At 62.8% G+C, this 20,510-nt stretch carries 21 protein-coding genes; 10 read left to right on the top strand and 11 right to left on the bottom strand.

Annotated elements, in window-relative coordinates; translation table 11 throughout:
* Positions 1 to 60: 60 nt before the first annotated feature.
* From ACE3PR_RS06555 to ACE3PR_RS06525, 7 genes are all read right to left on the bottom strand, one after another.
* Positions 61 to 453, bottom strand: a complete 393-nt coding sequence (locus ACE3PR_RS06555) for a hypothetical protein (RefSeq protein ID WP_374369474.1) — start codon at positions 451 to 453, stop codon at positions 61 to 63.
* 99 nt (positions 454 to 552) lie between these two features.
* Positions 553 to 2,706, bottom strand: a complete 2,154-nt coding sequence (scpA, locus tag ACE3PR_RS06550) for a methylmalonyl-CoA mutase (protein WP_374369472.1) — start codon at positions 2,704 to 2,706, stop codon at positions 553 to 555.
* 106 nt (positions 2,707 to 2,812) lie between these two features.
* Complete coding sequence (locus tag ACE3PR_RS06545; RefSeq protein WP_374369470.1) at positions 2,813 to 3,895, bottom strand: sorbosone dehydrogenase family protein; 1,083 nt, start codon at positions 3,893 to 3,895, stop codon at positions 2,813 to 2,815.
* Between the two features lie 72 nt (positions 3,896 to 3,967).
* Positions 3,968 to 4,483, bottom strand: a complete 516-nt coding sequence (locus tag ACE3PR_RS06540) for a hypothetical protein (protein WP_374369468.1) — start codon at positions 4,481 to 4,483, stop codon at positions 3,968 to 3,970.
* A gap of 125 nt (positions 4,484 to 4,608) precedes the next feature.
* The gene (locus tag ACE3PR_RS06535; RefSeq protein WP_374369466.1) at positions 4,609 to 6,417 is read right to left on the bottom strand and encodes an adenylate/guanylate cyclase domain-containing protein; all 1,809 of its coding nucleotides are present in this window, start codon (positions 6,415 to 6,417) and stop codon (positions 4,609 to 4,611) included.
* A gap of 33 nt (positions 6,418 to 6,450) precedes the next feature.
* A complete protein-coding gene (locus ACE3PR_RS06530; protein ID WP_374369464.1) occupies positions 6,451 to 7,398 on the bottom strand; it encodes a polyphosphate kinase 2 family protein in 948 nt (315 codons plus the stop codon).
* Between the two features lie 11 nt (positions 7,399 to 7,409).
* Positions 7,410 to 8,396, bottom strand: coding sequence for an NADPH:quinone reductase (locus tag ACE3PR_RS06525; protein WP_374369462.1), 987 nt, complete (start codon positions 8,394 to 8,396; stop codon positions 7,410 to 7,412).
* A 105-nt stretch (positions 8,397 to 8,501) separates the two neighbouring features.
* Here ACE3PR_RS06525 and ACE3PR_RS06520 point away from each other — a divergent pair, with 105 nt between their 5' ends.
* Positions 8,502 to 9,170, top strand: a complete 669-nt coding sequence (locus tag ACE3PR_RS06520) for a glutathione S-transferase family protein (RefSeq protein ID WP_374369460.1) — start codon at positions 8,502 to 8,504, stop codon at positions 9,168 to 9,170.
* 5 nt (positions 9,171 to 9,175) lie between these two features.
* On the opposite strand, the gene ACE3PR_RS06515 is transcribed toward ACE3PR_RS06520, so the two are convergent.
* The gene (locus ACE3PR_RS06515) at positions 9,176 to 9,976 is read right to left on the bottom strand and encodes a hypothetical protein (RefSeq protein ID WP_374369458.1); all 801 of its coding nucleotides are present in this window, start codon (positions 9,974 to 9,976) and stop codon (positions 9,176 to 9,178) included.
* A 90-nt stretch (positions 9,977 to 10,066) separates the two neighbouring features.
* Between ACE3PR_RS06515 and ACE3PR_RS06510 the strand changes: the two genes are divergently transcribed.
* The gene (locus ACE3PR_RS06510; protein ID WP_374369456.1) at positions 10,067 to 10,954 is read left to right on the top strand and encodes an SDR family oxidoreductase; all 888 of its coding nucleotides are present in this window, start codon (positions 10,067 to 10,069) and stop codon (positions 10,952 to 10,954) included.
* Here the strand turns inward: ACE3PR_RS06510 and ACE3PR_RS06505 are convergent.
* Positions 10,951 to 11,787 carry an alpha/beta hydrolase family protein gene (locus ACE3PR_RS06505; RefSeq protein WP_374369454.1) on the bottom strand — a complete coding sequence of 279 codons (837 nt, stop codon included), beginning with the start codon at positions 11,785 to 11,787 and terminating at the stop codon, positions 10,951 to 10,953. The two genes, ACE3PR_RS06510 and ACE3PR_RS06505, sit on opposite strands and share 4 nt — an antisense overlap.
* Before the next feature lie 132 nt (positions 11,788 to 11,919).
* Between ACE3PR_RS06505 and ACE3PR_RS06500 the strand changes: the two genes are divergently transcribed.
* The 7 genes from ACE3PR_RS06500 to ACE3PR_RS06470 all read left to right on the top strand — a co-directional run bounded on the left by ACE3PR_RS06500 (position 11,920) and on the right by ACE3PR_RS06470 (position 18,087).
* A complete protein-coding gene (locus ACE3PR_RS06500) occupies positions 11,920 to 13,125 on the top strand; it encodes a glycosyltransferase (RefSeq protein WP_374369452.1) in 1,206 nt (401 codons plus the stop codon).
* 184 nt (positions 13,126 to 13,309) lie between these two features.
* Positions 13,310 to 13,882: a histidine phosphatase family protein gene (locus ACE3PR_RS06495; protein WP_374369450.1), complete on the top strand. Its 573-nt coding sequence runs from the start codon at positions 13,310 to 13,312 to the stop codon at positions 13,880 to 13,882.
* Between the two features lie 273 nt (positions 13,883 to 14,155).
* Entirely contained in the window at positions 14,156 to 14,764 is a 609-nt protein-coding gene (gene leuD / locus ACE3PR_RS06490; protein ID WP_374369448.1) for a 3-isopropylmalate dehydratase small subunit, read from the top strand.
* Positions 14,765 to 14,844: 80 nt separating this feature from the next.
* Positions 14,845 to 15,960, top strand: a complete 1,116-nt coding sequence (gene leuB, locus ACE3PR_RS06485) for a 3-isopropylmalate dehydrogenase (RefSeq protein WP_374369446.1) — start codon at positions 14,845 to 14,847, stop codon at positions 15,958 to 15,960.
* A 267-nt stretch (positions 15,961 to 16,227) separates the two neighbouring features.
* Entirely contained in the window at positions 16,228 to 16,692 is a 465-nt protein-coding gene (locus tag ACE3PR_RS06480; RefSeq protein WP_374369444.1) for a hypothetical protein, read from the top strand.
* A gap of 194 nt (positions 16,693 to 16,886) precedes the next feature.
* Complete coding sequence (locus ACE3PR_RS06475; RefSeq protein WP_374369442.1) at positions 16,887 to 17,768, top strand: universal stress protein; 882 nt, start codon at positions 16,887 to 16,889, stop codon at positions 17,766 to 17,768.
* A 25-nt stretch (positions 17,769 to 17,793) separates the two neighbouring features.
* Entirely contained in the window at positions 17,794 to 18,087 is a 294-nt protein-coding gene (locus tag ACE3PR_RS06470; protein WP_374369440.1) for a hypothetical protein, read from the top strand.
* A 49-nt stretch (positions 18,088 to 18,136) separates the two neighbouring features.
* Here the strand turns inward: ACE3PR_RS06470 and ACE3PR_RS06465 are convergent, their stop codons facing one another.
* On the bottom strand, positions 18,137 to 18,373 hold the full coding sequence (locus tag ACE3PR_RS06465; protein ID WP_374369438.1) for a thioredoxin family protein: 237 nt from the start codon (positions 18,371 to 18,373) through the stop codon (positions 18,137 to 18,139).
* A gap of 22 nt (positions 18,374 to 18,395) precedes the next feature.
* Positions 18,396 to 19,844 carry a permease gene (locus tag ACE3PR_RS06460; RefSeq protein WP_374369436.1) on the bottom strand — a complete coding sequence of 483 codons (1,449 nt, stop codon included), beginning with the start codon at positions 19,842 to 19,844 and terminating at the stop codon, positions 18,396 to 18,398.
* A gap of 489 nt (positions 19,845 to 20,333) precedes the next feature.
* Here ACE3PR_RS06460 and ACE3PR_RS06455 point away from each other — a divergent pair, with 489 nt between their 5' ends.
* Positions 20,334 to 20,456 (top strand): hypothetical protein, encoded by a 123-nt coding sequence (locus ACE3PR_RS06455; protein WP_374369434.1) that lies wholly within the window; start codon positions 20,334 to 20,336, stop codon positions 20,454 to 20,456.
* Positions 20,457 to 20,510: the final 54 nt, after the last annotated feature.

Here is a 20,510-nt window from a genome sequence, read left to right as displayed (position 1 = left end):
CACTGGCGGAAAACGCGCAAATCCATTGCAGGAGGGCTGGCAGTCAGGGCCGGAGCCAGATCAGGGCCAGAGATAGACTCGTCCGTTGCGATAGTAATAGGCGCGGCCCGGCGGCGGGGGCGGCAGGTAGATCACCTGCCCCGGCTTGAAGGAAGGGTGGCGATAGGGTTGGTGGAATTGCTGCTGCGGCCAATGCGGCTGATAATGGTGCTGCCGGTGCTTGCGCCATTTCTGGGGTTTGTGACCATAGGGATTTTGGTTCCAGCCGAATCCGGGGATGGGCTGAAAATAGCTGCCATGGGCGGGATAGGATCCGCCGTTATGTCCACCGTTGTGATGGAATGGGTAGGGGTTCTTGCGATAATCCCCCGCCGCGGCCGGCAGAGAGGCAAGCGTCACCAGAGCGAAGCCTGCGGCGAGGATCTGACTAATACGGCGAAGACGGACGAGCATGGCGGGACCTCCCGTTACAATCCATTATACCTTGGATCGGCGGGAATCCGGTGCCGTGACCTTGTTCACATTGCAGTGAGGCCGCGCTCAGACAGAATCTCAGGCGGCCTTCGACGCGCCCGGCCGCAACAGGCTCAGGATTTCGGCGGCGGCCTTGGGAATATTGGTGCCGGGGCCGAAAATGGCGGCGACACCGGCTGCGCGCAGGGAATCGTAATCCTGCGCCGGGATGACACCGCCGCAGATGACGCGGATATCCTCGGCGCCCTGATCCTTCAAGGCCTGGATCAGCTGCGGCACCAGGGTCTTGTGGCCGGCGGCCTGGGAAGAAACGCCGATCACATGGACATCGTTCTCGATCGCCTGCCGTGCCGCTTCCTCCGGTGTCTGGAAGAGGGGACCCACATCGACGTCGAAGCCGAGATCGGCAAAGGCGGTGGCGATGATCTTGGCGCCGCGGTCATGGCCGTCCTGGCCCAGCTTCACCACCAGCATGCGCGGTCGGCGGCCCTCGGCCTTGGCGAAATCCTGGATGTCGTGCTGGATCCTGGCGAAATCCGGATCGTCGCGATAGGCGGCGCCGTAAACGCCGGCGATGGAGCGGATCTCGGCCTTGTGACGGCTATAGACGGATTCCAAGGCACTCGAAACCTCGCCCACACTGGCACGAGCGCGCATCGCCTCGACGGCGAGGGCCAGAAGATTGCCGCTGCCATCTTGCGCCGCTTTGGTGAGTGCTGCCAAAGCTGCCGCGACCTTCTTGCCGTCGCGGCTGGCCTTCATGGCGTTCAAGCGCGCGATCTGTGAAAGGCGGACCTTGCTGTTGTCGATGTCGAGCACGTCGATCTCGGTCTGGCTGCTCGATTTGTATTTGTTGACGCCGACGATGATGTCCTCGGCCCGGTCGACCCGCGCCTGGCGCTTCGCCGCCGCTTCTTCGATGCGGAGTTTCGGCATGCCGCTCTCGACCGCCTTGGTCATGCCGCCCATCGCCTCCACCTCGGCGATCAGCTTTTCGGCATGGGCGACCAGGCTGGCGGTCAGGCTCTCGACGTAATAGCTGCCGCCCATCGGGTCGATCACATGCGGAATGCCGGTCTCTTCCTGAATCACCAATTGCGTGTTGCGCGCGATATGGGCCGAGAAGGGCGTGGGAAGCGCGATCGCTTCGTCGAGCGCATTGGTGTGCAGCGATTGCGTGCCACCCAGGACCGCCGCCATCGCCTCGATCGTGGTGCGGATGACGTTGTTATAGGGATCCTGCTCCTGCAGCGAGACGCCCGACGTCTGGCAATGGGTGCGCAGGGCTGAGCTTTGCGGATCCTTGGGATCGAATTGCTGCATCAGTTTCGCCCAGAGGAAACGCGCCGCGCGGAGCTTGGCGATCTCCATGAAGAAATTCATGCCGATCGCGAAGAAGAACGACAGACGCGGCGCGAATTCGTCGACCTTCAATCCCTTCGACAAGGCCGCGCGCACATATTCAAGACCGTCGGCCAGAGTGAAGGCCAGTTCCTGCACCGCATTGGCGCCGGCTTCCTGCATGTGATAGCCGCTGATCGAGATCGAATTGAATTTCGGCATCTCTTTGGCGGTGAATTCGATGATGTCGGCAACGATCCGCATCGAGGGCGCGGGCGGATAGATATAGGTGTTGCGGACCATGAACTCCTTGAGGATGTCGTTCTGGATGGTCCCCGACAATGCGGCACGCGGCACACCCTGTTCCTCGCCGGCGACGATGAAGGCGGCAAGAACCGGCAGGACCGCGCCGTTCATGGTCATGCTGACCGACATCTTGTCGAGCGGGATGCCGTCGAACAGGATCTTCATGTCCTCGACTGAATCGATGGCGACACCGGCTTTCCCCACGTCGCCAACGACGCGCGGATGGTCGCTGTCATAGCCGCGGTGGGTGGCGAGGTCGAAGGCGACGGACAGGCCCATCTGACCGCGCTTCAGATTCTCGCGGTAGAAGGCGTTCGATTCCTCCGCCGTGGAGAAGCCGGCATATTGCCGGATGGTCCAGGGGCGGTTGGCATACATGGTGGCGCGGGGGCCGCGGGTATAAGGGGCAAAACCGGGCAGGGTGCCGATCGAGGCAAGGCCTTCGAGATCGGCCTCGGTATAGAGGGCTTTGAGGCGGATGCCTTCCGGCGTCTCGCGCTCAAGGCTGGCGGCATCGGCGCCTTTCAAGTCCTTCGACGCCAGCTTCTGCCAATCCGACAGGGTTACCTTCGGGAAATCCGCCACGATCTTTCCTCCGACAGCATTCTTTTATTTTGTCGCCCACCACTTTGCCGCAGTGCAGCATTTTGCACAAACTACCAGAGGAAATAGGGACAAGTCCAGCGCAGCCCTATTTCGGCACCAAATGCAGGATCTGGTCCTCGCCATTATCGGTGGCGAGATAAAGGCTGCCGTCGGGGGCTTCGGCGATATCGCGGAGGCGGCCGAAGGAATCGTCGATCAGGATTTCGTGGCTGGTTACCTTGTCGCCGTCGAGCTGGACGCGGTAAAGGCGCCCGGTCTTGAGGGCGACAAAGAGAATGTCGTCTTGCCATTCGGGGAAGGCGGCGCCCTTATAAAAGATCAAATCCGAAATCGCGATGGTGCCGTCGCGGGTAAACTCGGCGGCGGCCGGGTGATAACTCGGAAGATTGCCGCAGGCATTTATGCCGCGGCAGCGCGGCCAGCCGTAATTGCCGCCTTTCTCAATTTTGTTGAGTTCGTCCTGCGTGTCGGGGCCATGCTCGGTCGACCACAGCGATCCATCTCCCGGGCGGAAGGCGAGGCCCTGCGGGTTGCGGTGGCCAATGCTCCAGACCGGCGATGTGGGATCGGGATTGTCGGCGGGAATCGAGCCGTCACGGTTGAGGCGAAAGATCTTGCCGGCCAATGCGCGCGGGTTCTGCGCCTCATCCGCCTCGGTCGCATCGCCCATGCTCGCAAAGAGAAATCCATCAGGCGATATCTCGACGCGGCAGCCATTGTGCCACATGGCGCCCGGCATATCGTCGATCAGGATTTTTTCATCGCCGACCTCATCGCCATTCACCGTGAAGCGCGACAGGCGGTTGCCGGGATTGAGCATCGAGCCGGTGGAGTAGCAGAGATAGAGTGCGCCATTGCCGGCGAAATCGGGATCGAGAGCGAGGCCCATCAGGCCGGATTCAGCGCGGGCGCGTATATCTGGAAGGCCAGAAATCCGGGTCTTCTCGCCGCTCTCGGGATCGATGCGCTGCAGGCGTCCCGGCCGTTCGGTGACCCAGAGCTGACCATCGGGGCCAAGCGCGATCGACCAGGGATGTTCCAGGCCTTGTGACAGCGGGTTGACGTCGAAAGCAGGTGCCGCGCTGGCCGGCAGTGCCAGCGCAAATGCAAGAAAAGCAGCAATCGCCGCGATCGGACCCTGTCGAATTCTGCCCGCCTGGATGTCCACGATGCCGTCCTCCCTCTCTTCAGACTAGAGATGTGGGTCGGCGCGGCGGGCCATCAAGGTGGCAGGCGCCGCTTAAAGCTGCATCAATTCGTCGATCTTGGCCTGGTCGATGACATTGCGGTCGCCATGGATGACGGCCGAGGCCTGGCCGATGAGATCCTGCAAATTCTGCGAGGCGCGCGTGGCGACCAGGCGGATCTGCTCTTCATTGCCCCCTTCCAGCAGGAGGGCGAGGCGCGCCACCGAAATATCGACCAGGCGATTCATCTCCGAGACGAGCTGATCGAAGGGTCCCTTGTATTGCGGCGGTGACCAGGGATAGGCCTCGATCGCGAGATCGCGGTCGGCGATGCCGGATTGCCGAAAATGATCGACATAGGAAAGCGGCTGCCAGGCGCGGCAATCCTCCAGGCATTCCGGCGCGTCGGGCACCAGTTCCAGCAGCATGACGATTTCATTGACGTGGTTGAGATAATCCGTGGCCAGTAACGTCTTTTCATTGACGTTGGAGCCCTGGGCGCGTTGCGACAGCGCTTCGTAATGCGCTACCCGCTCCGCCAATCCGATTTTGTCGTTCATCGCCGCCATGGCCGCACTTCGCCGAGAAATGGCGGATTCGTCAAGACAGCAGGGAAGATTATCCTATACTGGGGTGTAATCCAGCGCCGACTCACCCGGCGCGGCCAGTCCAACCCCTGGGTCAAACTCGCTGGTCAAACCTGCAGGCGATAAAAATCGGTGGCGAGGTCGAAGCCCTTGAGCACCGCCCGGTCGTGTCGCAATTCCAGGCCGGCAAGGTGCGGCGCCAAGGCCGGGTCTTCCGCGATCTCGCGCGAAAGCACGATCTCGCCGCCACCGCTCTGCCCTTGAAGCCGGGCCGCCAGATTGACGGTCGAGCCGAAATAATCCAGCCGGTCGTTGAGCGTCACCGCGATGCTCGCACCCTGATGCAAGCCCAGCTTGATGACGATGGGCATGGCGTCGCCGCCGCGGTTCCGCGCATTCCAATCCGCGATGCTACGCTGGATCTCGAGCGCGGCCAGCAGGCCGTCTTCCGGTCGCGCGAAGGCCGCCATCACCGCGTCGCCGATCGTCTTCACGATGGCGCCGTCATGATTGCGGATGATCTCGGCCATGAAGGCGAAATGCGCGCGTACCAGATGATAGGCCGCCGCATCGCCGATTTGCTCATAGAGCGCGGTCGAGGCCTTGAGATCGGAGAACAGCAAGGTAATCCGGCCGATCGCCACTTCGTCGCCGGGACGCAACACGTCGTCCGAAAAAAGATCGCGGAAAGTCTGCAGGGCGGTGACGCGGTCGGCGGTCAAGCAATCTGCCACCCAATGCCGGCTTTCGATGATGGCGACACGCGCGCGGGGCGATTGGTTTTCGAAGGCAAGGTTGTCCGCAGTACTATTGTCCCCGACGCAGATGTCTTCGCCTGCGATGACGAGCGCGGGAAAAACCCCGCCGTCATACTCGACATCAACCGCATCGCCGGGCTCCAAGGTCCGCAGGCGATAGGGGCCGGGCGGAAGGGTGCCTGGCAACGCGCGGCGTTCGCCGGGCTCCAGATGGATCTGTGCTTTCACATGCGGCACCGACATCGGTCCCCACATGCAATATTCACCGCTCTCCAGCGGCCGGATCGCGGCGGCGGGTCGGAAGCCTGCTTCCACGTTGCGGGCGAAATCGCGGTCATAGGCAATGTTGCAGGATCCGCAATGCGCCCCTGTCGGCAGGCGGTCGAGGCTCCCGGACCAGGCCTTGGAAACGCGGCAGCGCGGGCACAGCAGGTCCCAGCGCAGTTCCAGCAATCCCGCCTTCACCGCCTGCAGGCAAAGCTCGATCGCATGCCGTTCGGGCACCTTCCATTGACGCGCCAGCGCCAGCGGGCGGACATGCCACAGATCCACCTCCTGTGCCGTCAGGACAAGATCGGCAAGGCGCGCGGCAAGGCCATGGCCGTTCGGTGTCGCCTCGATCTCGGCGACGAGGCGTGTCACCCGTATGCGCGTCTCGTTGCTGGGTGCCGGCGCGTCATAGGTGAAGGGCGTGTCGCGTGCACCGCTCGCAAAATCATCCGCCTCCCTGGCGAGGCGCTCAAAGGTGGTGCCGGCAGCGGTGAAGAATTTGGTGGCGAGCGCCAGGCGGCCCAGCCAGTTGCGCGGCGCGGCGGAGAGCGTATAGGTGGCGGTGGATCCAACGCCGGCGGCATCGAGCGCAAGGGCGAGACGCGCGCCGAGATAACTCAGCGGCCCGCTGGTGAAGGCGCGGTTATGCTCCAGGAACTGGTCGCTCACCCAATTGACTGGCTGGTCCTGCCAGCGCAGCTCGAAGATCCCGACCTTGGCTCTGCCGTAATAGCTGACAACGCCGTCCGGTCCTGCGATTTCGGTGATCTCGTGGCGCGGCAGGCCGCCCGCTTCGTTGAACCGCGCCGTGTCCGCCAGGATCGGCCAGATCGCCGCCGGCGGATTCTTGAACGACCATTGCCAGGTCCTGGAGATCAGTCCGCGCATCGACTCACCTTACGGTCCGACAGCCCTTCCGGATCATTTTTTCGCCCGAATTATCTTTTTTCGCATTGTGCGCCGTGGCGCGGCGCTGGATTCGGCGGCCAATTGCCGCGCCGCTTCGTGGGCCGCCTTGGCCTTGTCGGCACCGACGGTGGGAAAGGCCAGCTGCATGTTCTCCAGGGCATCGATGGCGATTCCCGCCACCACCAGCCGGGCGAAGGGCTTGCTGTCGGCCGGCACCACGAACCACGGCGATTGTTTGCTCGCCGTGGCCTGGATCGCGTTCTGATAGGCCGCCATGAAATCCGGCCAGCGCTGCCGGTCCCGCAGATCGTCGGGCGAGAATTTCCACATCTTGTCCGGGTCGTCGATGCGGGCGAGAAGCCGCTCTTTCTGTTCCTCGCGCGAGATGTTGAGGAAGATCTTGCGGATGATCGTGCCGTTTTCCGAGAGATGCCGCTCGTGATCCGCGATCGCGCGCAGCCGGTCGCGCCAGATGCTGGATTTCTGGCAGGCCTTGGGCAGACGCTGCGCGGCGAGATAATGCGGATAGACCCGCACCGCGACGACCTCTTCGTAATACGAGCGGTTGAAGATGCCGATGCGGCCGCGCCGCGGCAAAGCGAGATTGCAGCGCCACAGAAAATCGTGTTCCAGCTCAATGCCGGCAGGTGCCTTGAACGAGGTCACGTCGACGCCCTGCGGATCGACACCCGACATCACGTTCTTGATGGCGCCGTCCTTGCCCGCGGCATCCATGCCCTGAAAGATCAGCAGCAGCGACCAGCTCGATTCCGCATGCAGCCGTTCCTGCAAGGCGGCGAGGCGCTTGCGCCCCTGCTGCAGCAAATCCTCGGCGCGCTCCTTGTCGAGCTTCGCCGCGCGCGGATCGCGTGTGGGAAAATCGGCGATGCGGAAATTGCGCCCGGAATTGACTCGGTAGGGTGTGATGAACGACGTCGCCTCGCCTTGCTTGATGGCCATCTGCTTTTTCCTTAAGGCAGGGTCACGACGACATTGCCGATCTGCCGGCCGGCTTCCACCGTCTCATGCGCCGCCGCGATCTGGTCCAATGTATAGGTGGCGGCGATGGTGTGCTGCAGCTTGCCGGCCTGCAATTGCGCATTGAGCGCCGCAATGGCGCGGGCGCGCAAGGCCACCGGCTGATTGTAGACGATGAAGAAGCGGTAGCCGATATTGCCCAGGATCGAGGCGCCGAAACTGACCGGTGCCTCGCGCTGGCTGGAGCCATAGATCACGATAAGACCATAATCCGCAACGACCTGCGGCAGCCAGGCGATATTGCCGGCGAAATCCACTTCGATGACGCGCGCGACACCGGCGCCGCCGGTGGCGGAACGCACCGCCGCAACGACATCCTCCGCCCGCCGGTCGATCACGAGATCGGCGCCGGCCCTGCGCGCATGGGCGGCTTTTTCGGCGCCACTCACCGTGGTGATGACGCGGGCACCCTTGGCCTTGGCCATCTGCACGGCATAATGGCCGACAGCCCCCGCCCCGCCGGCCACCAGCACCCATTGGCCCGCTTCGATGCCACCATCGGTCTCGACTGCCTGCCAGGCGGTGAGTGCGGGGATGCCGAGACAGGCGCCGGCTTTGAAATCGGTGTTGTCGGGCAGGGGCACGGCCTGGTGTGCCGGCAAGGTGACGAATTCCGCCGCCGTGCCGAAGGCGCGCTTCCAGCGGGCGTTCCAGATCCAGACCCGTTCGCCGATGCGGGCCGGGGGGACACCTTCGCCCACCGCCTCGATGATACCAGCGCCGTCGCTATGCGGAATGATGCGGGGAAATTCGTTGGTGGCACTGCCGGTTCCCAGGCGCATCTTGACGTCGGACGGGTTGACGCCCGAGGCCATGATCTTGACGCGGACCTCGCCCGCCGCCGGCACCGGATCGGGCAACGCGCCCACTTGCAGAACGTCGCTTGCGGGTCCCAATTTTTCGTAAAAGGCAGCGCGCATGGAGGGCGATCTCCGGCAGGATATGAATCACGGAATTGTTGCTGCGCTGGAGCCTAGCCGAGGCCGCCCGCCAGTGATAGTCTCCGCCGCCGAATCGGGGATAAGATGCGGACGCTCCATCACTTTTCCTTGCAGCCGCAATCGCGGCGCATACGCATCCAGCTGCGCGAGAAGAAACTCGATGCCGAGCTCGTGGCGGAAAAGCCATGGGAACGGCGCGATGGCCTGCTGCGCCTCAATCCCGCCGGGGAAACGCCTGTGCTGGCGGAAGAGGGCGGGCTCATCGTGGCCGGCTGCTACGCCATCGGCGAATATCTGGAAGAAGCCTATGCCGAAAACCCCCTGTTGGGGGCCGATCCGGCGGCGCGGGCGGAAACCCGGCGCCTCGTTGCCTGGTTCGACGACAAGTTCGAGCGCGAGGTCACGCGCAATCTGCTGCACGAAAAACTGCTGCGGCGCCTTTATGGTCAGGGCGGGCCGGATTCAGGGGCGATCCGCGCCGGCAAGGCCAATATCAAGATCCATCTCGACTACATTTCCTGGCTGACGGAACGGCGCAACTGGCTCGGTGGGAATTCCTTCAGCCTCGCCGATATCGCCGCCGCGGCACAGCTTTCGGTGATCGATTATCTGGGCGATGTGGATTGGGAATCCCATGGGGATGCCAAGAACTGGTATGCGCGCGTGAAGTCGCGTCCCTCTTTCCGCGCCATCCTGGCCGATACCTGGCCCGGCACCCAGCCGCCGCCCCATTATGCCGATCTCGATTTCTGAGCAGCCTATTCCGGCTTGATATCCAGTTTTTCCAGCTGCCGTTGCGCGGCCTCGGCAGCGGCGCTGCGCGGGGCGATTTCCAGGATCTGCATCAAATCCTGGCGCGCGGCATCGGCATTCCCTTCAAGGGCGCGCAGGCGGCCCCTTTGCAGCAGGGCTTCCGGGAAATCCGGCGCCAGGCTCAGGGCCTTTTCGAGATTGTCGTTGGCAAGCTCGAGCTCTTCCATGTCGATATAGGTCGAGGCGCGGAAGACATAGATATCCGGCCGGTCGGGCGCCAGGTCGACCGCCGCGTTGAGATCGTCGAGCGCCTCGAAGAACATGCCGTTTTCGCCATAAAGATTGGCGCGATCCACCAGCAATTCGGCATTCTGCGGATTGAGCTTCAGCCCTTCGTTGAAGTCATGGAGGGCAAGCTGATTCTTGCCGGCGAGGCGCCAGGCATAGCCCGCCTGCGCGAAGACTTCCGACGCGGTTCCCGCCTTTACCTGCGGCAGGGTCTGGGCGATCCGCTCCAGCAAGAGTGCCGCGTCCTCAAAACGCTGCAAGCCCACAAGTGCGCGTGCCTGACAATGCTTTGCCGCATCTCCTCCGTCCTGTTTTTCCCACTCGATGGCACTTTCCAGCGCGCTGGCGGGGTCTCGTTGTACGAGTACCATGCAGGCGTCATATTGCTGCTCGTGCTCAGCCTGGGTAAGCGTCTCCTGCGCCAGCGCAGGCATGATTCCGGCCAACAGCGCCCCGGCTAACAGCGCATTGGCCGCCAGGAAAAGCCCCATTTTCGGGAAAAGGCGGAGAGACCGCATGGTTGATGTTTCCGTGTCCGACATTTATGGCCTAGATGACCTTGAATTGTGGCCCTTTGATGAAACGCGCGGCGGGGATTTGCAAGCGGCATGATCGATCTGGCAAGGACGTCTCAACCCGGGCATCTCTTCTGCTTTGGCCTCGGCTATTCCGCGCGGCACCTTGCCGACCGGCTGCTAGCCATGGGCTGGCGCGTGAGCGGCACCTGCCGCTCGGCGGAAAAACAAACGGCCCTGCGCGAAGCCAGCATCACGGCCGAGATTTTCGACCGCGATCATCCGGTGACGGATCTGGCGCGGCACCTTGCCGCGGCGACGCATCTTCTGTCCTCGGTACCGCCCGATGCGGCCGGCGATCCGGTGATCGATCTCCATGGTGCCGAGATCGACCGCGCCAGCCCGCATCTCGCCTGGATCGGCTATCTCTCGACCACCGGGGTCTATGGCGATCGCGGTGGCGATTGGGTGGATGAATCGAGCGCGCTCTCGCCCAGCGGCGAGCGCGGCATGCGCCGGCTCCTCGCGGAACGCGCCTGGCTGGCCCGGGCGCAGCCCGCCCATCTTTTTCGCTTGGCCGGCATCTACGGACCCGGCTCCTCGGCCCTCGATACCGTGCGCGCCGGCCGCGCGCGCCGCGTGGTGAAGCCGGGCCAGGTTTTCAGCCGCATTCATGTCGACGACATCGCGCGCGTCTTGCTGGCCTCGATGGCGCGGCCCAATCCGGGAGCGGCCTATAATGTCTGCGACGACGATCCGGCGCCGCCCGCCGATGTGGTGAGCTATGCCTGCGATCTTCTGGGTGTCACGCCGCCGCCGGAAGTGCCCTATGACCAAGCCGATCTCTCGCCCATGGCGCGCAGCTTCTATGACGACAACAAACGCTGCCGCAACGACCGCATCAAGCGGGAACTGGGTGTGACTCTGGCCTTTCCGGATTACCGCCGAGGCCTTCAGGCGATTCTCGGAGCCGGCTTTTAGGAAAGCTCCTCGATCGTCGCGATCAGGCGCTCGATATCCTGCGGCCGCGACAGGCGGTGATTGCCGTCCTTGATCAGTGTGACGACGACATCCTCGCTGATGAGACGTTCGGCCAGACGCAGTGAAACGGCGAAGGGCACGTCCTCATCGGCCTGACCGTGCAACAGGCGGACTGGCAGATCGATGCCGATATCCTGCCCCAGCAGAAGATGTTTGCGGCCGTCTTCGATGAGGGCGCGCGTGATCACGTAAGGTTGATCGCTATAGGCCGATGGTTCTTCGATGCGGCCCTCGGCCAGCAATCTGGCGCGCATGTTTGCGTCCATCTGCCCCCACATCAATTCCTCGGTGAAATCGGGTGCCGCGGCGAGACCGATCAAGGCACCGATCCGCTGCGGCCGCAGCAGCGTACATAGCAGCATGAGCCAGCCGCCCATCGAGGAACCGATCAGAATCTGCGGGCCCTCGGTCAGGTGATCGATCACCGCCAGGACATCGTCGCGCCATTTGCTAATGGTGCCGTCGGTGAACTGGCCAGAGGATTGGCCGTGGCCGGTGTAATCGAATCGCAGGAAGGCGCGGCCGGTTGCGGCGCAATAAGCGTCGAGCGCCATCGCCTTGCTCCCGCTCATGTCCGAGGCGAAACCACCGAGGAAGACGATTCCTGGTAAACCTGTTTGCTTCTCCTGATTTCCGTGCGCTGTCAGGTCGTTGGCGGCGCGCGGATGACGGTGATAGGCGATTTGGCGGCCGTCATCCAGCTCCAGGCGCAGTGACGTTGTTGCACTGGTAACGATGGAATCGCTGGTGCCCACCGGCGGTTCGGCTTGCAAATGTCCGTCACTCACTGATAATGGGAGCAGGTCAGGTGCCAGCCGGTCGCCAATCTCTCGGTCTGGCAATTTTGCTCTGGCGGTCTGTCGGTTATTTTTTGACGGCATAGGCAAGGCTCTCCCGGATCAGAGATGTCAATCGACACCGTTTCCGCACTTCCTACTTACACCACCACGGCCTTCGATCGAAAGGCGCCAAGCGTATTGCAGCTGGTGCCCAACTTCGATGCCGGCGGCGCATCGCGTCTGGCGCTGGAATATGCTGGCGCCGTGCAAACGGCGGGCGGTCATGCCTATATCGGTTTTGAACAGGCGCTGGCCTCGACCCATGAGATGAGCCGCGTCGGCGCGCGCGCCGTCGAGATGAAACTCGCCAGCCGCAATCCGGTCACCACCTTCAATGTCGGCCGCCGCGTGGCGCGCTTCGCCATCGAGAACAAGATCGACATCATTCACGCGCAAAGCGCCAGCTTGGCCGTGATCGGCCGCGCCGCGGCGAAAAAGGCCGGCTGCCGTCTGGTCACGACCTTCCATGACGGCCCGGCCAGTGTCGGCCAGTTGACCAAGCGCGCCCATCAGGCCTTTGCCGAATCCGACCTCGTCATCACTCTTTCGCATGTGACGGCGGACGAGATCGCGCGGGCGATCCCGGCCCTCGGACCCCGCCTCAACGTGGTGCCCTATGGCATCGATCTCAGCCGTTTCGATCCCACCCAGGTGACGGCGCCGCGCGTCGTGCAGTTGGCCAATCAATGGCGCGTGCCGGACGATCAGCCGGTCATCATGCTGCCCGCCACTTTCATGCGCGCGAAGGGACATTCGCTGTTGCTGGAGGCCTTGGCCCTCAACCGCGATCTCGATCTGCGCTGCATCCTGGTGGGTCCCGATCCGGATGGCGGTTTCTATCGGAAGCAGCTGGAGCGGGAAGCGGCGCAACACCAGCTCCAGGACCGGGTCCTGATCGCCGAGGATATCCGCGACATGCCGGCCGCGCTGATGCTGGCCGATCTCATCGTCGCCCCCTATCTGGAACCGGCGACCTATAACCGGATCCTGATCGAGGCCCAGGCGTTGGGCCGGCCGGTCGTGGCGGCCGATTTCCCCGCCGCCCGCGAGATGCTGGACGGTTCCTCCATGGCCTGGGTGACCCCGCCGGGCGATGCCATGGCATTGGGCTGGGCGATCCGCGATGCCCTGTCATTGCCCCTCGACGAGCGCGAGGCCAGGACGCCCCAGGTGATCGATAATCTCCGGGTCCGGGCCGACCGCGATGCCATGACCCACCAGATGCTGGCGCTTTACGACAGCCTCTTGATGGACGCCCATCAGGCGGCCTGAGGGTCTTTCTCCAATCTGACTTCTATCTGTCAGCCGCGCCTGTTAGGCGCCGATTTTCCATGAAAATTCATGACCTTGCCCCATTTCCGCCACCATTGGGCGCGAGCTTGCAGGCCATCGGATCGGGCGTCTCCGACTCGCGGAAAACGGCCGGTCCGGCGATCCGACGCAAAAGGGGATCAACATGGAATTGCTGCGCCAGACTTTCTATTTCCTCCGCCATGGCGAGACCGAATGGAACCGCATCGGCCTGGTCCAGGGTCAGGTCAACATGCCGCTCAACGGGAACGGCCTCTCCCAGGCTCGCGCCGCCCGCGACCTTCTCGCCGGGGCCGGCATCGGCACCATCTGCACCTCGCCCCTGGAACGCGCCCAATTGACCGCCGAGATCATCGCCGCCGGGCTCCATGTTCCGATCCGGGTGATCGACAACCTGCGCGAATGCCGTTTCGGCGCCCGCGAAGGCCATCCCAAGGGCGCCTGGTACGATGCCTGGCGGGCCGGCGTGACGCCCAGCGGGGCGGAAGGCTTTTCCGCCTTCATGGAACGCGCCCTTGACGGCCTCAACCAGGCGCTGGCCAGCCCCGGCCCGGTCCTCATCGTGGCCCATGGCGGCATCTACTGGGCGATCGAGCGTTTTGCCGGCATCGCCCGGCGCGAGCGCATCCCTAACGGCGTGCCGCTGTTCCATGCCCCGCCGCCCAAGCCGCTTCTCACCTGGCGCCGGCAGCAATTGGCCGGCATGGCCGCCGCTTGAAATATTGTTGCGCCTTTTAAGCTATGCCCTTTTCCTTGTCATGGCCCGCGAAGGCGGGCCATCCACGAGTTTGCAGGCGGCTGACGGAAGCAACTCGTGGATCCCCCGCCTAAAGCGGGGGATGACAAAAGGACACGACCGTTCTTACCTCCCGCAAGATCCTTGCGCCGGGCCAGCTTGCATCGGTCTTTTCAGCATGACATAACACCCGCCGCTCTGGCCGGCCCAGCTTTCAGGGTCCAGTGCCGGCGGATCGCAACAGATTGGCGGATCATGGAAAAGTTCACGAAGCTCAGCGGGATCGCGGCACCCATGCCGATACGCAATGTCGATACCGACATGATCATCCCGAAACAGTTCCTGAAGACGATCAAGCGCACCGGCCTTGGCAAGAATCTCTTCGACGAGATGCGCTACACGCAGGACGGCAAGGAGATCCCCGATTTCGTCCTCAACAAGCCGCAATACCGCCAGGCGAAGATCCTGGTGGCGGGCGAGAATTTCGGCTGCGGCTCGTCGCGCGAGCATGCGCCCTGGGCGCTGCTCGATTTCGGCATTCGCTGCGTGATCGCGCCCTCTTTCGCCGACATTTTCTACAACAATTGTTTCAAGAACGGCATCCTGCCGATCAAGCTGCCCAAGGAAGACGTCGACAAGCTGATGGACGATGCCGAGCGCGGCGCCAATGCCATCGTCTCGATCGATCTCGAGGCGCAGGAAATCCGCGGCCCCGATGGCGGCGTCGTCAAATTCGACGTCGATTCCTTCCGCAAGCATTGCCTGCTGAACGGCCTCGACGATATCGGCCTCACCTTGCAGAAGAAGCCCTCGATCGACAGCTTCGAAACGAAGAACCAGCACAGCCAGCCCTGGCTGTGGTGATCTGAAACCCATTACGCGCCTCGCACGCCCCGTTTCCCGGGGCGTGTCGCTTTTTGCCAAAGCTCTCTGAGAGAAAAGACATGGCCACCAACACCAAGAAGATCCTGATCCTCGCCGGCGACGGCATCGGCCCCGAAGTGATGGGCGAAGTGAAGCGCGTGCTCGGCTGGTTCGACAAGCGCCGCAACACCGGCTTCGAGACCGAGGACGATCTCGTGGGCGGCTGCGCCTATGACAAGCACGGTACGCCCTTGACCGATGCCACGATGCAGAAGGCGATCGACGCCGATGCCGTGTTGCTCGGTGCCGTGGGCGGCCCGAAATGGGACAATCTCGATTTCTCGGTGAAGCCGGAACGCGGCCTCTTGCGTCTCCGCAAGGACATGGCGCTCTTTGCCAATCTCCGGCCTGCGCTGGTTTTCGACGCGCTCGCCGAAGCCTCGTCGCTGAAGACCGAGCTGGTCAAGGGCCTCGACATCATGATCGTGCGCGAGCTTACCGGTGGTGTTTATTTCGGCAGCCCCCGCGGCATCGAGACTTTGCCCAATGGCGAGCGCCGCGGCATCAACACGCAGGTCTACACGACCAGCGAGATCCAGCGCGTGGCGCGCGTGGCCTTCGAACTCGCGCGCAAGCGCAACAACAAGCTCTGCTCGGTCGAGAAGGCCAATGTGATGGAGAGCGGCGTGTTGTGGCGCGAGGAAGTGCAGAAGCTCGGCGACACCGAATACAAGGATGTCGAGCTTTCCCACATGTATGCCGACAATTGCGCGATGCAGCTGGTGCGCCAGCCCAAGCAATTCGACGTTATCGTCACCGACAATCTCTTCGGCGATCTTCTCTCCGATTGCGCGGCGATGCTCACCGGTTCGCTCGGCATGCTGCCCTCGGCCAGCCTCGGCGCCGCCGATGCCGGCGGAAAACGCAAGGCACTCTACGAACCGGTGCATGGCTCGGCGCCCGACATTGCCGGTCAGGGCAAGGCCAATCCCTTGGCCTGCCTGCTCTCCGCCTCAATGATGCTGCGCTATTCCTTCGACATGGGCGAAGAGGCGGACCTCCTCGAGAAAGCCGCCAATAACGTGGTCTCCCAGGGCTTCCGCACCGGCGACATCATGGCGCCGGGCTGCACGCTGGTCTCGACCAGCCAGATGGGCGACGCCATCCTCAAGGAACTTGACCGTCTCGCGGCGTGATCTTCCAGCAGTCTTGTGGGTGTCTGAATCGAGGCCAATAACCCTTGTCATTCCGGCGCCCTCGGCGAATGCCGACATGCGTCGGCGGGGAATCCATTCATCCGGTTACTCGATCCATGGATCCCCGCTTTCGCGAGGATGACAAGAGAGTAAATTGCAAGCGTCGAGCGAGGGCACCGCTCGGCGCATTTCTTTATGGCGCCACACAATCCGCAAATTGGCCTGTAAGGATGCCAGCTCGAACACCAAGAATAATGGTTGCCAGTCATGAAACAACGCCGTCGATGGCCAGTGATTTGTGCTGGCATAGTTGCCACATTGGGTGTTGCGATTGGTGCGCTTCTGGTGTGGAGCCCTGGCTACGCACCTTTCGATGATTTCAAGGTTCTCAGTGTTCTGCCCGATCCGACGAACAAAACCTACGCGGCTGTTGTCCGGTATCATCACGGCAACAGCTCCGCAACCGTGACGGCGGTGTGGATTGGCCAAGGACCGCCACCCTCAATCGGATCCAGCCATCGATTCGTCGGCGAACCATCATTCATTTCCCCCGGCGATTCAGTCAGCCTCAAATGGCGACCGGGTGGCCGCTTGGCCGTGACAATTCCTTCCCCGGTCGAAATCTCCGGCTACTTCGGCGATTGTTATTTCAATCTGGCTGATGTCCAGAATCTGGCCTGCGCCAATCTGGAAGAGGTCGATATCGTCATTTCCAATCAAATCGCGGACTGATGGCTTTCCAGGAGCTGTCCGGCGCGTTTCTTTTTGGGCATTGCCATGCGGCACGCGGAGGTCGCATCATTGGTGTTGGAACGTCCTTTCCTGTGACGCCTCCGGCTGCGACCGCAGCGCGCTTGATCTGGATCAAGCAATATGAACCCATTGCGCTATAGAATGATCAAGTCCGCAAAAAGGGAGATCACGACATGACCATCCGCCACATCCTGGTTCCGCTCTTCGGCTATGACGGCGACCGTGTTTCGCTGGACGCGGCCTTGGCCGTCGCCAAGCGCCACGGCGCGCATATCGCCGCCCTTCATGTCGAGACCGATCCTCTGGAACAGACGCCGCTGATGGTCGATGTCGGCGTTGCCATCACGGAACTGGTCGAGGCGGCCGAGCGTCACGCCTCGCAGCGCGCCAAGGCTTCGGCCAAGGTGTTCACCGATTGGCAGGCGGCAACATCGACGCCGGTGGATGCCGAGGCCTCCATGCGTCCCGGTGTCACCACCGCCTTCACCAACATCAAAGGGAACGAGGAGGATCTGCTGGCGCGCTTCGGCCGCTTGACCGATCTCGTCGTGCTTGCGCGCCCGAAAAAGAATGAAGCCGCCGATCTCATCGCGGTGCGGATCGAGGACGTGCTCTTCGGCGCCGGCCGCCCGGTTCTGCTGGTCCCCAACGACATCTCGGCCGATGCGCTGGCCAGGATCGAAACCGGCCCGGCTCTGGTCGCCTGGAACGGCAGCATCGAAGCCACCCGCGCGGTCACTGCCGGCCTCGATCTCCTCAAAGCCATGGGCAAGGTCCGGGTTCTCTCGATCAAGGAAGGGAAGAAGGACCCACATCCCGCCACCGACCTCACCCATTTCCTCGCCTGGCACGGCATCGCCGCCACGGTCGGCGATGCACCGGTCGATGCCGGCAAAGCGACCGCCGAACATTTCCTGCAGGCCGCGCGCGATGCCAAGGCGACGCTCATCGTGATGGGTGCCTATAGCCACGGCCGCCTCCGCCAGCTAGTCTTGGGCGGTGTGACGAGCCATATGATCGATGCGGCGGACCTCCCGGTCCTGATGGCGCATTGACGGCAATGGAGGGGGCAGGCGGGCGATGGATTGGAAGGTTGCCTTTCTGGGTATCGGCGCCACGCTGGCAGTAGCCGGATTGAGCGCGGCGCCGGCTGCAGCCTGTCCCTGTCCCAAGCAAAAGATGATCGAGATGTACGGCACCGTCTCGGCCTATGGCCCCAAGGTCACCCAAACCCAGAAATCGACCCAGGAAGCCGCCACCCTTACCGTCTCCGATTTGGCTGAGGCAGCGAAGCCCCAGATGGCGCTTCCGACCCCAGCCAGTGATCAGGTGACGGCCTCTTTCCAGCAGATTCTGGCCGCCGATCCCTACTGATCCGCCCGCCCGGCAATATCAAGGCAAGTTCGAACGCGGGAACGGTCCGTTAGGCAGCCATCCATTGCTGGACTTGGGCCAGAGTGGGGATACGACCGCTGCAAACCAGCTTTTCGTTGACGACCAGCCCGGGTGTGGAAAGCAGGTCATAGGCCATGATCGCCTTCATGTCGGTGACCTTGACGAACTCGGCTTCAAGTCCGGCGTTGGCCGCAGCCTCGCGCGCCACCGCTTCGAGTTTTTTGCAGTTGGCGCAACCGGAACCCAGAATCTTGACGGTCAGCATGACAGCTTTCTCCCTTGTTGATTCACGAGGGTTGAATGGCATTCCGCTGGCGTCTGTGCAGCCACGCCAAGGCGAGTGCAAGCGCGGCCGCAAAGGCGACTAGGCCGAACGAGAGCCAGAACGGATCGACGCCGTCCACCCAGGCACCATACAGCAATCCGGCGAGAACGCTGAACACCGCCACCAGCCCGACATATGCAAAGGTCTTGCGCCAGCCGATAACGGCGGCGACCATCAGCATGCTTTGTAGGCTCAGCTCCGGGTCTGCCATCAGATAGGCCAGCAGCGGGCCCGGATGCATGCCAAGGTCCAGCAACATGCGAGCCACCGGCACTTCCACCAAGGTGGGGAAGTACATGAACACGCCGAAGACGACAGCCGCCGTGTTGGCCAGCAGGCTGTTTTGGCCGGCCAAAGCCTGGATCCATTCAGGCTGGATCAACTGGCGAATGACGCCGACTGCAAACACACCCACGACCAGCAGCAAGAAGATCTGCTTCACGAATCGCCAGGATTCCCATAACCAAGCCAACCAGTCATCAGCGTTCAAGCGTCGGGCGAATCTGAGGATGGCGCCCAGCGCAAGAACCACGGCGAGCGCGCGGCCGGTGAAGGCTATTTCGAGCCCGTTGGCGTGCGGGGTTAGCCGCAATGCGGCAACCACCAGCGTGGCGGCGGCGAGGCCCAGGGCCGTCCAGGTCCACCCGGTGGCCCCCTCAATGATGTTCTCGATCCCCATCCATGCCGTCGCACCGATGAGAACCAGCATCACGATCAGCAACGACCCCTGCACACTCACGCCTTCTTCGCCCTTGGCCGCATCGAAAGGCACCCAGTCGAACAGCGCGGCCTGCCAATGTTCTGCCCAAGGCAGCGGCAGGTTGATCGTGGTGACAGTGGCGGTCAGCGGCCACAGCTGCAGGGTGCCGGCGATCAGCAATGCGACCAGCGACAGCAGCAAGCCGATGGCGGCGGGGTCGATATTTGCCTTATCGGCGAACAGCGTGTCGGTCCGCGCGTCATGGCTCGCGTCGTCGCGCCGAAAGAGCAGAGCCATCAGCAGGCCGATGCCGATGCCGAACAAGAGGCACATCGCAAACCGGGCACCGGCGAACTCCGCACCCAGAATGTTGCCGGTGTAGGCGATTGCCATGATGTTTCCCGCCGGCGCGAAGAACAGGAACGTGATAGCTGGGCCAATGCCTGCACCTTTCCGGTAGATGCCGGCAAACAGCGGCACGATCGTGCAGGAACAAACTGCCAACAGAGAACCCGCCGCGGCGGCAGCCGGATACGACACATGGGCCGGCGTGTTGCGCCCGAGCCAGCGCGTGATGCTGGCCTTGGGGATGAGGGCCGCCATGGCGCCGGCGATGAAAAACGCCGGCAGCAGACACAACAGCACATGGGCTGCCAGGTAAGCGGCCAGGTTGCCGGCGCCGCCGTTCAACAACTGCAAGACAAAGCTCATGGTCCGAGACTTTCACAACAGCTGTTACAGCAGCCTGGGCCGGCACCAACATAACGGGTCGCCTGATGATCTCGCGGATCTTGACGGACCTGTTCTCGATGATCTTGTCTTAGATCAAATTCTGGGATCAAATTCTGGCCGCGCTTGCCGACGATGATCATCGAATGGTCATTCCCTGGCCGACCTGCGCGATCACCTTAGTCGGATCGCCCCGCCCGATCCGTGTCCTCGACTTAAACCCGCGAGCAGTCGGAAGCACGGGCGTGTTGCAGGTCGCTCGGGGGGTATGGCCGCAAATCCTCCAGCCATTCAGAGCCTTAGTGGAGCTTCACCTTTGACTTCATGGACAATGGCAATAAAATTTCAAATGTGAGCCAGCGGAGAATCTCGCGCGAGGGCTCTCGACAAACCGTCCTTTCGCGGTATAAAGGGCGCGTTCCGACGGGTACGGCAATCGTTTCGCCACCCGTCGCTTTCAGGATCGAACCCATGCGCGCTTTGGTGTGTCAGGTGACGGCGGAGATGACGGAAGCGGCCAGTGCCGCCGCCGACCATATCGCCATGACCACCACCGCGACCAAGACCACCGGTACCAAAAAAACCGGGAGTTGACGCGCGGCCATTGGGTGGAGATCGAAAGACCACAAGGCCGCATCCAGATGCGGC

The sequence above is a fragment of the Dongia sp. genome (genome assembly GCF_041909655.1).
Lineage (GTDB): Bacteria > Pseudomonadota > Alphaproteobacteria > Dongiales > Dongiaceae > Dongia.
The sequence above is the reverse complement of the archived record's forward strand: the minus strand, read 5'-3'. Positions and strand labels throughout refer to the sequence as shown.

Bases quoted from the DNA above. Each gene is read 5' to 3' on its own strand.
- ACE3PR_RS06555 (WP_374369474.1), bottom strand. From the start codon at position 453: ATGCTCGTCCGTCTTCGCCGTATTAGTCAGATCCTCGCCGCAGGCTTC.
- ACE3PR_RS06540 (WP_374369468.1), bottom strand. From the start codon at position 4,483: ATGGCGGCGATGAACGACAAAATCGGATTGGCGGAGCGGGTAGCGCAT.
- ACE3PR_RS06535 (WP_374369466.1), bottom strand. From the start codon at position 6,417: ATGCGCGGACTGATCTCCAGGACCTGGCAATGGTCGTTCAAGAATCCG.
- ACE3PR_RS06530 (WP_374369464.1), bottom strand. From the start codon at position 7,398: ATGGCCATCAAGCAAGGCGAGGCGACGTCGTTCATCACACCCTACCGA.
- ACE3PR_RS06525 (WP_374369462.1), bottom strand. From the start codon at position 8,396: ATGCGCGCTGCCTTTTACGAAAAATTGGGACCCGCAAGCGACGTTCTG.
- ACE3PR_RS06520 (WP_374369460.1), top strand. From the start codon at position 8,502: ATGCGGACGCTCCATCACTTTTCCTTGCAGCCGCAATCGCGGCGCATA.
- ACE3PR_RS06515 (WP_374369458.1), bottom strand. From the start codon at position 9,976: ATGCGGTCTCTCCGCCTTTTCCCGAAAATGGGGCTTTTCCTGGCGGCC.
- ACE3PR_RS06510 (WP_374369456.1), top strand. From the start codon at position 10,067: ATGATCGATCTGGCAAGGACGTCTCAACCCGGGCATCTCTTCTGCTTT.
- ACE3PR_RS06500 (WP_374369452.1), top strand. From the start codon at position 11,920: ATGTCAATCGACACCGTTTCCGCACTTCCTACTTACACCACCACGGCC.
- ACE3PR_RS06495 (WP_374369450.1), top strand. From the start codon at position 13,310: ATGGAATTGCTGCGCCAGACTTTCTATTTCCTCCGCCATGGCGAGACC.
- leuD (WP_374369448.1), top strand. From the start codon at position 14,156: ATGGAAAAGTTCACGAAGCTCAGCGGGATCGCGGCACCCATGCCGATA.
- leuB (WP_374369446.1), top strand. From the start codon at position 14,845: ATGGCCACCAACACCAAGAAGATCCTGATCCTCGCCGGCGACGGCATC.
- ACE3PR_RS06480 (WP_374369444.1), top strand. From the start codon at position 16,228: ATGAAACAACGCCGTCGATGGCCAGTGATTTGTGCTGGCATAGTTGCC.
- ACE3PR_RS06475 (WP_374369442.1), top strand. From the start codon at position 16,887: ATGACCATCCGCCACATCCTGGTTCCGCTCTTCGGCTATGACGGCGAC.
- ACE3PR_RS06470 (WP_374369440.1), top strand. From the start codon at position 17,794: ATGGATTGGAAGGTTGCCTTTCTGGGTATCGGCGCCACGCTGGCAGTA.
- ACE3PR_RS06465 (WP_374369438.1), bottom strand. From the start codon at position 18,373: ATGCTGACCGTCAAGATTCTGGGTTCCGGTTGCGCCAACTGCAAAAAA.
- ACE3PR_RS06460 (WP_374369436.1), bottom strand. From the start codon at position 19,844: ATGAGCTTTGTCTTGCAGTTGTTGAACGGCGGCGCCGGCAACCTGGCC.
- ACE3PR_RS06455 (WP_374369434.1), top strand. From the start codon at position 20,334: ATGCGCGCTTTGGTGTGTCAGGTGACGGCGGAGATGACGGAAGCGGCC.